Annotated in this window: 10 protein-coding genes and 2 pseudogenes; 4 read left to right on the top strand and 8 right to left on the bottom strand. The window is 65.7% G+C overall.

What is annotated here, in order from left to right; genetic code table 11:
* Positions 1-127 (bottom strand): annotated as a pseudogene (locus tag MOV74_RS16915) (thiamine pyrophosphate-dependent enzyme); the annotation flags it as partial.
* Positions 106-342: pseudogene (locus MOV74_RS16910) on the bottom strand (Ppx/GppA family phosphatase); the annotation flags it as partial. The pseudogenes MOV74_RS16915 and MOV74_RS16910, both read right to left, overlap by 22 nt.
* 149 nt (positions 343-491) lie before the next feature.
* Here MOV74_RS16910 and MOV74_RS16905 point away from each other — a divergent pair.
* A complete protein-coding gene (locus MOV74_RS16905; protein WP_246924568.1) occupies positions 492-2,864 on the top strand; it encodes a xanthine dehydrogenase family protein molybdopterin-binding subunit in 2,373 nt (790 codons plus the stop codon).
* Positions 2,865-2,924: 60 nt separating this feature from the next.
* Here MOV74_RS16905 and MOV74_RS16900 read toward each other — a convergent pair whose 3' ends face one another.
* Complete coding sequence (locus tag MOV74_RS16900) at positions 2,925-3,725, bottom strand: hypothetical protein (RefSeq protein ID WP_246924565.1); 801 nt, start codon at positions 3,723-3,725, stop codon at positions 2,925-2,927.
* A gap of 106 nt (positions 3,726-3,831) precedes the next feature.
* On the opposite strand from MOV74_RS16900, the gene MOV74_RS16895 reads away from it, so the two are divergent.
* From MOV74_RS16895 to MOV74_RS16885, 3 genes are read left to right on the top strand one after another with little or no spacing between them, the layout of a single operon-like run.
* Positions 3,832-4,323 carry a YaiI/YqxD family protein gene (locus MOV74_RS16895; RefSeq protein ID WP_246924562.1) on the top strand — a complete coding sequence of 164 codons (492 nt, stop codon included), beginning with the start codon at positions 3,832-3,834 and terminating at the stop codon, positions 4,321-4,323.
* A gap of 2 nt (positions 4,324-4,325) precedes the next feature.
* Positions 4,326-6,137, top strand: a complete 1,812-nt coding sequence (locus MOV74_RS16890) for an ABC-F family ATP-binding cassette domain-containing protein (protein ID WP_246924560.1) — start codon at positions 4,326-4,328, stop codon at positions 6,135-6,137.
* 3 nt (positions 6,138-6,140) lie between these two features.
* Positions 6,141-7,220, top strand: a complete 1,080-nt coding sequence (locus MOV74_RS16885; protein WP_246924557.1) for a D-TA family PLP-dependent enzyme — start codon at positions 6,141-6,143, stop codon at positions 7,218-7,220.
* Between the two features lie 254 nt (positions 7,221-7,474).
* On the opposite strand, the gene MOV74_RS16880 is transcribed toward MOV74_RS16885, so the two are convergent.
* The 5 genes from MOV74_RS16880 to MOV74_RS16860 form a co-directional block, all read right to left on the bottom strand.
* Positions 7,475-8,704, bottom strand: coding sequence for a TIGR03862 family flavoprotein (locus tag MOV74_RS16880; protein ID WP_246924554.1), 1,230 nt, complete (start codon positions 8,702-8,704; stop codon positions 7,475-7,477).
* A gap of 84 nt (positions 8,705-8,788) precedes the next feature.
* Positions 8,789-9,706, bottom strand: a complete 918-nt coding sequence (locus tag MOV74_RS16875; protein ID WP_246924550.1) for an SDR family NAD(P)-dependent oxidoreductase — start codon at positions 9,704-9,706, stop codon at positions 8,789-8,791.
* A gap of 214 nt (positions 9,707-9,920) precedes the next feature.
* On the bottom strand, positions 9,921-10,400 hold the full coding sequence (locus tag MOV74_RS16870; RefSeq protein ID WP_246924547.1) for a MaoC family dehydratase: 480 nt from the start codon (positions 10,398-10,400) through the stop codon (positions 9,921-9,923).
* Complete coding sequence (locus tag MOV74_RS16865) at positions 10,401-12,116, bottom strand: AMP-binding protein (RefSeq protein WP_246924544.1); 1,716 nt, start codon at positions 12,114-12,116, stop codon at positions 10,401-10,403.
* A 127-nt stretch (positions 12,117-12,243) separates the two neighbouring features.
* The coding region (locus tag MOV74_RS16860) for an NAD-binding protein (RefSeq protein WP_246924540.1) at positions 12,244-12,789 on the bottom strand (546 nt) is incomplete at its 5' end.

Genomic DNA, 12,789 nt, shown 5'->3' with positions numbered 1-12,789 from the left:
TGGCGAACACGATGGTGACGATGTTGAGGTTCTCGCGCGCCTGCGTCCACAGCGACTGGATCGTGTACATCGCGCTGCCGTCGCCCACCATGGTGATGACCTTGCGGTCGGACAGGCGATCAGCAGCCTGCAATTGTTGGTGCCGAGGTCCAGCGCCGCATAGACGCCGGTTCCCGACGCCTGCGCGCCGACGGCCGGTTCGGCGGCCAACGCCACCGCCGCCATCGACCCCAGCTCACCGTGCGGCGCATGGCCGTCGCGGAGCCGCGTGTGGTCATTCATACAAACTGTCTTTCCGCGGCCGGTCGGGCCGGTCTGGAATTGCTTTTTCGCCTGAAACATTAGCAGCGCGGCGGGTATGCGCAACAACGCATCACATGGGACCATGCCCATTCGTGCGTTGTCGTGAACAGGGTGGTGGGTTATCTCAGTGGGGTCCGGTCCCCCGCTGCCGCGAAAATGCGCAAATGCCGGCTTTTCAGGTCAATTCCATGCAAGAACACACCAAATCGTCCACCCTCGAAAACGCTATTGCACTGCAAAAATATGGCGTCGGGCAGCCCGTCCGCCGCAAGGAGGACGACACGCTGGTGCGCGGCAAGGGCCGCTATACCGACGATTTCAACCTGCCCGGCCAAGCCTATGCCGTGGTCGTCCGTTCCACCCACGCCCATGGCATCATCCGCGGTCTCGGCATTGACGCCGCCAAGGCGTTGCCGGGCGTGCTGGGGGTTTGGACCGGCAAGGACCTCGATGCCGCCGGCTACGGCCCCTTCACCTGCGGCCTGCCGCTGAAGAGCCGCGACGGCTCGCCCCTGCTTCAGACCAACCGCCAGCCCCTCGCGACCGACAAGGTCCGCTTCGTCGGCGATCCCGTCGCCTTCGTGGTGGCCGAGACGCTGGCGCAGGCGCGCGATGCGGCCGAGGCGGTCGAGCTCGACGTCGAGCCGCTCCCGGCGGTCACCGATCCCGAAGAGGCAGCGAAGCCCGGCGCGCCGCAGCTCTATGAGCACATCCCTGATAACGTCGCGCTCGACTACCATTATGGCGACATGGACAAGGTGGACGCGGCCTTTGCCAGCGCTGCCCATGTCACCAGGATCGACATCGAGAACACCCGTGTCGCCGTGGTCTCGATGGAGCCGCGCGTCGGCCTTGCCTCCTACGACAAGACAACCGAGCGCTATACGCTTCAGGTGCCGACGCAAGGCGTCGCCGGCAACCGCGCCAACCTCGCCAAGAACCTGAAAGTGCCGAACGAGAAGGTGCGCATCCTGACCGCCAATGTCGGCGGCTCGTTCGGCATGAAGAACATCAACTATCCCGAATACATGTGCATCCTGTACGCGGCCAAGGCGCTGGGCCGCCCGGTGAAGTGGCTCGACGAGCGCTCGACCGCCTTCCTCTCCGACAGCCACGGCCGTGCGCAGAAGATCCACGCCGAGCTCGCGCTCGATGCCGAGGGGCATTTCCTCGCGGCCAAATTGTCCGGCTACGGCAATCTCGGCGCCTACATCACCGGCGTCGCGCCGGGGCCGCTCTCGCTCAACACCGGCAAGAATTTTTCCAGCGTCTACCGCACGCCCTTGATGGCGGTCGACATCAAGGTGGTGCTGACCAACACCACGCTGATGGGCGCCTATCGCGGCGCCGGCCGGCCCGAGGCGAACTATTACATGGAGCGGCTGATCGACCGCGCCGCCGACGAGATGGGCATCAACCGGCTGACCTTGCGCAAGCGCAACTTCATCAAGCCGAACCAGATGCCGTTCCCGGCCTCCTCCGGCGTCACCTATGACAGCGGCGACTTCCAGGCCGTGTTCAACAAGGCGCTCGAAATCTCCGACCACGAGAATTTCGCCAAGCGCAAGAAGGAGAGCAGGAAGGCCGGCAAGCTGCGCGGCATCGCCGTCGGCTCCTATCTCGAAGTCACGGCGCCACCCAGCCCCGAGCTCGGCAAGATCGTGTTCGATGCTGACGGCAGCGTGCAGCTCATCACCGGCACGCTCGATTACGGCCAGGGCCATGCGACGCCGTTTGCGCAGGTGTTGTCCGAGCAGCTCGGCGTCCCCTTCGAGAGCGTGAAGCTGGTGCAGGGCGACAGCGACATCGTCCACGCCGGCAACGGCACCGGCGGCTCGCGCTCGATCACCGCCACCGGCATGGCGATCGTGGGCGCCGCCAAGCTCGTCATCGAGAAGGGCAAGCGCGCTGCGGCGCACATGCTCGAGGCCTCCGAGGCCGACATCGAGTTCGAAGGCGGCAGCTTCACCATCGCCGGCACCGACCGCAGCATCGACATCATGGAGCTGGCCAAGAAGCTGCATGACGGCAAGACGCCGGAGGGCGTCCCTGACAGCCTCGACGTCGACCACACCAGCGAGCCGGTGCCCTCGGCGTTCCCGAACGGCTGCCACGTTGCGGAAGTCGAGATCGATCCGGAGACCGGCGTGGTGCAGATCGTGCGCTACAGCGCGGTCAACGATTTCGGCACGGTGATCAACCCGCTGCTGGTCGCAGGCCAGCTCCATGGCGGCGTCGTCCAGGGTATCGGACAGGCGCTGATGGAGCACATCCGCTACGACGAGAGCGGCCAGCCGATCACGGGCTCGCTGATGGACTACGCCCTGCCCCGCGCCGAGGACGTGCCGAACATGACGGTCGGCGATCACCCGGTGCCGGCCACGACCAATCCGCTCGGCAGCAAGGGCTGCGGCGAAGCCGGCTGCGCCGGCAGCCTGTCGACGGTGGTGAACGCCGTGCTCGATGCGCTCTCGGATTACGGCATCAAGCAGATCGACATGCCGCTGACCCCGGAGCGGGTGTGGCGCGCGATCCAGGAGGCGAAGGCCAAGGCGGCGTAAGCTCCGTTCGTCATTCCGGGGCGGTCCGCAGGACCGAACCCGGAATGACGGTGTTGTTTTTTAAGCCACCGCCTGCTCGCGCGGCTGGTAGATCGCGGTGTGCTGGCAATGCGCGAGCGGCGTGGTGCCGTTGGCGACGACGAGCGCGTCGAGCTCGACGAAGCGGTGGCCCTTCTTCTCGTAGTTGGCGGTGACTTTCGCCCGCGCGGTGATCTCGTCACCGGCATGCGCCGCCGACAACAGCTGCATGCGGCTGCCTACATGGATCCACGGGCCCAAGATCGTGTTGTCCACCAACACCCGGTTCATCACGCGCTGGATCAGGCCGGGATGGCCGAGCCCTTCGCGCGCGAAGATCGGATCGGTCTCCCTGATGTCGGCGAGATAGTCGGCCGCGTCCTGCCCGGCCCAACGGCGTGGCGCGGTGCCGAGCCATTTACCCGTCTCGAACGTCGCGGGACTGACCGGCTTGCGCTCGGCGACCGCGGGGACCTCGACATAATCGCGCAATGAAACCGCCGTCGCGGCCGCCGGCAGCGAGGCCGTGCCGGTGGCGCACAGCTCGGTGCGGCTGAACACCTCGATCGTGAGCAGGCCATTGTGCTCGGTCGCATCGACATCGGCGGTCTCGCCGTCATAGACCGGCTTGATGAAGCGCGCCTCGACCAACCCGCGACTGAGGAAGTCGCGGCCCCAAAGGGCAATCGGCACGTGCATCATGTAGGCGAAGACATCGACGCCCGGGACCAACCCGCCGGAAAAGCCGAAACGGCGCGCCACCGCGTCATCATGCATCTTGTTTTCGGATTGCTTGGCGGTGTTGTAGGCCTCGACGCGATAAGTTTCGAGCCGGTTCGGCATGATGGGTGTTCCCTGTAGTCTTGTTGTTGTCGGGCCGATCGTAGGCCCCGGGGAACACCGGTCAATCCCCTCGCCTTTGCGGCCCGAATGGGGTACCACGCGGCCAATGACCGACACCCCCACCCGCATCTATGTCGACGCCGACGCCTGCCCAGTGAAGGACGAGATTTATCGCGTTGCGCTCCGTCACGGCGTGCCCGTGAGCGTCGTCGCAGGCAATTTCATCCGCGTGCCGCAGGACCCGCTGATCGAGCGGATCGCGGCCGGCGCCGGCATGGACGCCGCCGACGATTGGATCGCCGAGCGCACCAAGCCGGGCGACGTCGTCGTGACATCGGACATTCCGCTGGCGAGCCGCTGCGTCAAGGCCGGCGCCGAGGTGATCGCGCCGAACGGAAAACCGTTCACGGAGGAGTCGATCGGGATGACGCTGGCGGTGCGCAACCTCATGACGGATTTGCGTTCGGCCGGCGAAGTCACCGGCGGCCCGCGATCGTTCTCCCCGCGCGATCGCTCCACCTTCCTCTCGGCGCTCGACCAGACGCTGCGCCGCATCCAGCGCCGCCGCGCTGACCAGACTGCCACCAGTCAGGGCTGATCATGGCGCCGCCGCTGATCCAGTTGAAAGACATCAAGCTGACCTTTGGCGGCACGCCGCTGCTGTCAGGCGTCGAGCTCAATGTCGCGCCATCCGAGCGCGTCTGCCTGATCGGCCGCAACGGCTCGGGCAAGTCGACGCTGCTGAAGATCGCGGCCGGCCTTGTCGAGCCCGACGGCGGCACGCGCTTCGTGCAGCCCGGCGCCACGGTTCGCTATCTGCCGCAGGAGCCTGACTTCGGCGAGCACAAGACCATCCTGGCCTATGTCGAGTCCGGTCTCGCTCCCGGCGACGACCAGCATCAGGCGCGCTATCTCTTGGAGCAGCTCGGGCTTACGGGCGATGAGAACCCGCATGATGTCTCTGGCGGCGAAGCCCGTCGCGCGGCGCTGGCGTATGTGCTGGCGCCCTCGCCCGACATCCTGCTGCTGGACGAGCCGACCAACCACCTCGATCTCGCCACCATCGAATGGCTGGAACAGGAGCTGGACAGCCGCCGCAGCGCGCTGGTGATCATCAGCCACGACCGCCGCTTCCTGACCAACCTGTCGCGTTCCACGGCGTGGCTCGACCGCGGCAAGATCAAGCAGATCGACCGCGGCTTTGCCTCGTTCGAGACCTGGCGCGACGAGGTGCTGGCGGAGGAAGAGCGCGACCAGCACAAGCTCGACCGCAAGATCGTCGACGAAGAGCACTGGCTGCGCCACGGCGTCTCCGGCCGGCGCAAGCGCAACGTCAAGCGCCTCGCCAATCTGCACACGCTGCGCGATCAGCGCCGCAACTATCGCGGCACGGCCGGCACCGCCAGTCTCGCTGCGGCCGAAGCGGAGCAGTCCGGCAAGCTGGTGATCGAGGCGAAGGGCATCACCAAGGCCTATGGCGAGCGCAAGATCGTCGAGAGTTTTTCGACCCGCATCCAGCGCGGCGACCGGCTCGGCATCATCGGGCCGAATGGCGCCGGCAAGACCACGCTGGTCAATCTGCTCACCGGCGGCATGCAGCCGGATTCCGGCACGATACGTCTCGGCGCCAATCTGGAGACGGCCACGCTCGACCAGCACCGCGAAAGCCTCGATCCCAAATCGACGCTGGCGGAAGCCCTGACCGGCGGGCGCGGCGATCAAATCATGGTCGGCGGCAAGCCGAAGCACGTCGTCGGCTACATGAAAGACTTCCTGTTCGGGCAGGAGCAGCGCGGCACGCCGGTGGAGGTACTCTCCGGCGGCGAGCGCGGCCGACTGATGCTGGCGCGCGCGCTGGCAAAGCCCTCGAATCTCCTGGTGCTGGACGAGCCGACCAACGATCTCGATCTCGAAACGCTCGACGTTCTCGAGGAGATGCTCGGCGACTACGAGGGCACCGTGATCCTGATCAGCCACGACCGCGACTTCCTCGACCGCGTCGTCACCTCCGTGATCGCGCCGGAAGGCAACGGCAAGTGGATCGAATATGCCGGCGGCTACAGCGACATGCTGACCCAGCGCGGCGCGGACCTGAAGCGCGAGACGGCGAAGGCCCAAGCCCCGGCCGAGAAGAAAGAGGAGCGGCCGGCCGCTCCCGCCTCCTCGGCCAAGCGGAAGCTGAGCTTCAACGAGAAGCACGCACTGGAGACGCTGCCGAAGAAGATGGAGACGCTGCAGGCCGACATCGCCAAGCTGCAGCGCGTGCTCGACGATCCCAACCTCTATGCCAAGGATCGCAAGAGATTCGACGATACATCCGCCGCCATCGCCAAGGCGCATGAAGATTTGTCGGCCGCCGAAGAGCGCTGGCTCGAACTCGAAATGCTGCGTGAAGAGATAGAACAGGCATAAATCATGACAACTGCTGTCGCCGCCAAGATCGCCCGCGAATACGGCACACCCTGCGCCGTCATCGACATGGACAAGGTCGAGCGCAACATTGCGCGGATCCAGAAAGCCTGCGACGAGGCCGGAATCGCCAACCGCCCCCACATCAAGACGCACAAGAACCCGACCATCGCGAAGATGCAGGTCGCGGCCGGCGCGAAGGGCATCACCTGTCAGAAGCTTGGCGAAGCCGAGATCATGGCCAATGCCGGCATCGACGACATCCTGATCAGCTACAATCTGCTTGGCGAAGAGAAGATGGCGCGGCTCGGCGCGCTGCAGGCCAAGGCCAACATGACGGTGGCTGCCGACAATTCCACCGTCGTCGCGGGACTACCGAAGGCGGCGGCCGCGTCAGGCCGCCCGCTCTCGGTCGTGGTCGAATGCGATACCGGCCGCAAGCGCGCCGGTGTCGAGACGCCGGCTGAGGCCATTGCGCTGGCGCGCGAGATCGCCGCGTCCAAGGGGCTGCAGTTCGCCGGCTTCATGCTCTATCCGACCGAGACCGGCTGGGCGGATGCGCAGAAATTTTACGACGAGGCGCTGGCCGGCGTGCGCGCGCACGGACTGGATGCGAAGATCGTCTCGACCGGCGGCACGCCGAACCTGAAAAATCTCGGCAAGCTGAAGGGCGGCACCGAGCACCGCTTCGGCACCTATATCTACAACGACCGCATGCAGGTCGCGGCCGGCTCTGCCAGCTGGGACGACTGCGCGCTGCACATCTATTCGACGGTGGTGAGCCGCGCCGCGCCCGAGCGCGGCATCCTCGATGCCGGCTCGAAGACGCTGACGACCGACACCGGCGGGCTCGACGGCCACGGCCTGATCCTGGAACACCCCGAAGCAAAGATCGCGCGCTTCGCCGAGGAGCACGGCTTCCTCGACCTGTCCCGCAGCAACACGCGGCCCAATGTCGGCGACGTCGTCCGCATCGTGCCGAACCACGTCTGCGTCGTCGTCAACATGATGGACGAGGTCGTGATGGTGCGGGGCGAGGAGATCATCGGCACGCTGCCGGTGGCGGCGCGGGGAAAGCTTCGGTAGGGGCAAACTGTCGTAGGGCGGACAAAGCGAAGCGTGCCCACGACTCCTCATCGTAACCGCGAAAGATCGTGGGCACGGCGCTTCGCGCCTTTGCCCACCCTACGAGTTTTCGGGAGGACTGCGCTCTCTCAGCCGTCATTGCGAGGAGCCCGTGACAAAATTGCGTAGCAGTTTTGCACTGGTGCGACGAAGCAATCCAGACTATTTCCGCAGAGGCAGTCTGGATTGCTTCGCTGCGTTCGCAATGACGGTGGTTAGCGGTTGAGCCACGCCAGCACGCCCCGGCCCGCAGCGGCCCCCGTCGCGAATGAGGCCTGCAGCAGATAGCCACCGGTTGGCGCCTCCCAGTCCAGCATCTCGCCGGCGGCGAACACGCCCGGCTGCTTTCGCAGCATGAATTGATCGTCGAATTCGTCGAAACTAACTCCACCCGCAGTCGAGATCGCACGATCGATTGGGGCAACGCCCGTGAGCCGAACGGGGATTGCATTGACCAGGCGCGCAAGCTCGGCCGGCGAGAACGAGGCCAGCGGCCGGCCCGAGGCGATGGCGGCCTCCTGCATCAGGCCGATGCCGACCGGCGACAATTGCGCAGCCTTGCGCAGGAAATTCGCGAGCGACTGCTTGCCGCGCACCCCTGATAGCCGCGTGGTCAGTGCCGCGGCGTCAAGGTCGGGCCGCAATGCGATCATCAGCGTCGCCTGCCCGAGACTCAGCACCGCCTCCCGCAACTCCGCCGACAGCGCGTAGATCGCGCCGCCTTCGATGCCGCCCCGCGTGATCATCGCTTCGCCGCGCACCGTGTGTGCACCAACCGTCAGCGCCACGCCCTTGAGCGGCTGGCCTTCGAAGCGATCGCGGAAGACGTCGGACCAGGCGACCGTGAAGCCGGAATTGGCTGGCCGCAGTTTTGAGATGGCGACGCCTCTTGCCGCGAGGAGTTCGACCCAGCCGCCATCCGACCCGAGCCGCGGCCAGCTCGCGCCGCCGAGTGCGAGGACCGTGGCGTCGGCAACGACGGCCGCCTCGCCATCCGGCGCTCGAAACAGCAGTCGCCCCTCGCCGTCCCAGCCTGTCCAGCGATGATGGAAGGCAAATCGTACGCCGCTGGCGTCGAGGCGCCGCAGCCAGGCGCGCAGCAAAGGCGAGGCCTTGAACGCTTCTGGAAAAACCCTACCGCTGGTGCCGACGAAGGTCGGCTCGCCCAATGCTTCGCTCCACCCACGCAACGCCTCAGGCGGAAACGCCTCGATCGCCGCTTGCAGCCTCAGTGCCGCCTCGCGATAGCGCGCCATGAATTGCGGCAGCGGCTCGCTGTGGGTGAGGTTGAGTCCACCCCGGCCCGCCATCAGGAATTTGCGCCCCGCGGACGGCATCGCGTCATAGACGGTGACGCGGGCGCCGCATTGCGCGAGCACTTCGGCCGCCATCAGCCCGGCCGGGCCGGCGCCGATGATTGCGACGTGATTGTCGGATGAGGTCATGGCAGGAGTTTAGAGCCAGATTCTCGCGCCAGAAACAGTGTCATTCCGGGCTCGCGCTGCGCGCGCCCCGGAATGACGGCGCGGCTAGAGCTTGATCCCCGCCCGCGCCGCGGCCTGCGCGACATATTTCTGCGTCTGCTCGAACGCCCCCGTGAGCGCCTTGGCCTTCGACATGTCGCTGATCTCAGCGAAATGCGCGGCGACCGCGTCCGGCGTCCATTCGGACTCCGGCAGATTGATGCCTTCGCTCTCCACGATCTTGATCACGGCGAAAGAGCCGGCGCCGGCACCCATGATAGTGCGGGTCGGGGCGTCCTCGCTCAGCATGTACTCGACCGCCGGCGTGATCGCGTTCGGCTTCATCAGCTGCAGCGCCTGCGGCGGCAGCAGCTCTTCCGTCATGCGGGTTGCCGCCGTCGGCGAGATGATGTTGACGCGGATGTCGGTCTTGCGGCCTTCCTCGGCGAGCACGTTCATCAGGCCGACCATTCCCGACTTCGCCGCGCCGTAATTGGCCTGGCCGAAATTGCCGTAGAGGCCGGAGGACGACGTCGTCAGCACGATGCGGCCGTAATTGCGGTCGCGCATGCCGGCCCAGGCCGCCTTGCAGCAATAGAAGGTGCCGACGAGATGCACGTCGAGCACCTTCTGGAAATCGGCGGCCTCCATCTTGCCGAACGATTTGTCGCGCAGGATGCCGGCATTGGCGCACAAGAGATCGACGCTGCCCCACTCCTTGGTGGCGCGCTCGACCATGGCGGTGACCTGCTCGAAGTTCGAGACGTCCGCGCCATCGGCCATCGCGGTGCCGCCCGCTTTGCGGATCTCCTCGACCACGGCCTCCGCGGGTGACAGCGAGCCGCCGCTGCCGTCACGCGCGCCGCCGAAATCGTTGACCACGACCTTGGCGCCGCGGCTGGCCAATCCCAGCGCATGCGCTTTGCCGAGACCATTGCCCGCGCCGGTGACGATGGCGACGCGTCCGTCGAACCTGATTGCCATGGGTAAAGGTCTCTGTTCTTCCCTTCCCCCTTGCGGGAGAAGGTGGCGCGAAGCGCCGGATGAGGGGTCTCTCTCGGCAGACGCGCTTGCGGAGAGAGACCCCTCACCCGCCTCGCGTTCCGCGAGGCACCCTCTCCACAAGGGGACAGGGTAAAACCGCGCGTTTGACGGCTTTTTGAGCAGCGAAGCCCCGCCGGGTCAAGCCCGGTCCACGTTACGCGAAATAGATCAAACCGAGCCAATCCGCGATCAGCGCCGGCTTGTCCTCGCCTTCGATCTCCACGGTCACGTTGGTACGGGACTGCAACTCATTCGGCTTGCGCAGCTTGGCCTCCGCCAGCACGAAACGGCCGCGGACGCGCTTGCCCGAGCGCACCGGCGAGATGAAGCGCAGCTTGTCGAAACCGTAGTTGACGCCCATCGTGGTCCCCGCAAGGGCCGGCATCACTTCATAAGACATCACAGGCAACATCGACATCGTCAGGAAGCCGTGCGCGATGGTGGTACCAAACGCGGTTTCCTTCTTCGCGCGCTCGGGATCGACGTGGATGAACTGGCGATCCTCGGTCACGTCGGCGTAGGTGTCGATGCGGGGCTGGTCGAGCAGATGCCAGGACGACACGCCGATCTCCTTGCCGACCATGGCCTGATAAGCCTCGAGCGTGATCGGCGGCGACTTCCAGATTTGGTTCACTTAGGTCTCACTCCGTGTTTTCGGCAGCTCGGGAAAATCCTCCTCGCGGAATTCCCGGCCGCGCAGCGGATCGTTGCGATCATTGTCGCGTTCGAGCCGTCGTAGCTGGACCCGGCGGATTTTGCCAGAGATCGTCTTCGGCAGTTCGGTGACGATTTCGAGGCGGCGGATCCGCTTGAACGGCGCAAGGCGGGCGTGCAGATGCTTGAAGATCGACAGCGCCGTCTCCGGCGAGCGCTCTGCACCCGACGTCAGCAGCACGAACGCCTTGGGGATGGCAAGGCGTATCGGGTCCGGGCTCGGCACGACCGCGGCTTCCGCGACGAGCTCGTGCTCGAGCAGGACGCTCTCGAGTTCGAACGGACTGATGCGGTAATCCGACGATTTGAACACGTCGTCGGAGCGGCCGACGAAGGTGAGATAGCCCTCGTCGTCTTCGAACACGACATCGCCACTGCGATAGAGCTCACCCTCGGCGCCAGACAGCTTGCCGTCCTCGCCCTGATAACCCTGCATCAGACCGGCCGGGCGCTCACTGCCGAGCACCAGCGTGACCTCCCCTTCCCTGGCGGGATGGCCGTCGGCGTCACTGATCTGCACGCGATAGCCCGGCAGCGGCCGACCCATCGAGCCGATTTTGATCTTCTGGCCCGGCGAGTTGCCGGCCAGTGCGGTGGTTTCGGTCTGGCCATATCCGTCGCGGATGGTCAGGCCCCAGGCCGCCCGCACCTGATCGATCACTTCAGGGTTCAGCGGCTCGCCCGCGCCGCAGACCTCGCGCAAGGCCACCTTGAACGATGCGAGATTCTCCTGGATGAACAGCCGCCACACTGTCGGCGGCGCGCACAGCGTGGTGACGCCGCAGCGGCCGATGGTGGCAAGCAGGCCCTTGGCGTCGAAGCGCGGCTGGTTGACCACGAACACGGTGGCGCCGGCATTCCACGGTGCAAAGAAGCAGCTCCAGGCGTGCTTGGCCCAGCCTGGCGATGAAATGTTGAGATGGACGTCGCCGGGCTTCAGCCCGATCCAATACATGGTCGAAAGATGCCCGACGGGATAGCTCCGCTGACTGTGCCGGACGAGCTTTGGTTTTGCCGTGGTCCCCGAGGTAAAATAAAGCAGCATCGGGTCGTCGGCGTTGGTCGGACCGTCGGCGCTAAAACGCTCCGAAGCCGTCGCCGCCTCATCGTAGGAAAGCCATCCGTCGGAGGCAGCGCCGACCACGATGCGAACGACGTTCTCCGCGCCAAGGCTTGCGAACTTCGCGACCTGATCCTGCGCGGCGACCACCGCCTTCGCCTTGCCGCGATCGAGCCGGTCGCGCAGCTCGTCCGCGGTGAGCAGCGTGGTCGCAGGGATCACGACGACGCCGAGCTTCATCGCCGCCAGCATCGTCTCCCACAGCGGAACCACATTGCCGAGCAGCAGCAGGAGATGATCGCCGCGCCTCAGGCCCTGCGCGCGGAGGAAATTGGCAATTTGGTTGGAGCGCTTCGAGAGCGCTGCGAAAGAAAGCTTTGTCTGCTTGTCCTGCGCGGCATCGACAATCCAGAGCGCGGGGCGGTCCTTGGCGTCGGCATCCTTCGCAAGCTCGTCGAACCAGTCGAGCGCCCAGTTGAAGGGAACCGGATCGGGCCAGCGGAAATCCCTAACCGCCGTCTCGTAATCCGTGCGGTGCTTTAGCAGAAACGCGCGCGCGTCCTGAAATGTCGTCATGATCCGGGCCCGTCGAATTGATTGTCGAACGTAGCCCGGATGGAGCGAAGCGCAATCCGGGGCCGGTCGCGCAAACGAGGGAACAGTCCCGGATTTCGCTTCGCTCCATCCGGGCTACGAAGCCCCGCTATCGTCCAGCGAGGCTGCGAACGTGCTTGATAATTCCGGAAAAATCCACCCCACCCTGACCGGCTGCGTCGAAAGACTGATAAATCTCCTGCGCATGCTTGCCGAGCGGCGTCGCAGCGCCGGCAGCCTTCGCGGCGTCCTGCGCCAGCGTCAGATCCTTCACCATCAGCGCCGAGGCAAAGCCCGGCTTGTAGTCGTTGTTCGCCGGCGAGGTCGGCACCGGGCCCGGCACCGGGCAATAGGTCGTCAGCGACCAGCACTGGCCCGACGAGGTCGAGGCGACGTCGAACAGTGCCTGATGCGAAAGACCGAGCTTCTCGCCAAGCGCAAACGCTTCGCTGACCGCGATCATGGAGATGCCGAGGATCATGTTGTTGCAGATCTTGGCCGCCTGGCCCGCGCCGGCGCCGCCGCAATGCACGATCTTCTTGCCCATGTTCTCCAGCACCGCCTTGGCCGCGGCAAATGCCTTCTCCTCGCCGCCGCACATGAAGGTGAGCGTCGCGCCCTTGGCGCCGCCGGTGCCGCCGGAGACCGGTGCGTC

The sequence above is a fragment of the Bradyrhizobium sp. SHOUNA76 genome, from assembly GCF_023006445.1.
GTDB lineage: Bacteria > Pseudomonadota > Alphaproteobacteria > Rhizobiales > Xanthobacteraceae > Bradyrhizobium.
This window is presented reverse-complemented; position numbering and strand designations above follow the sequence as displayed.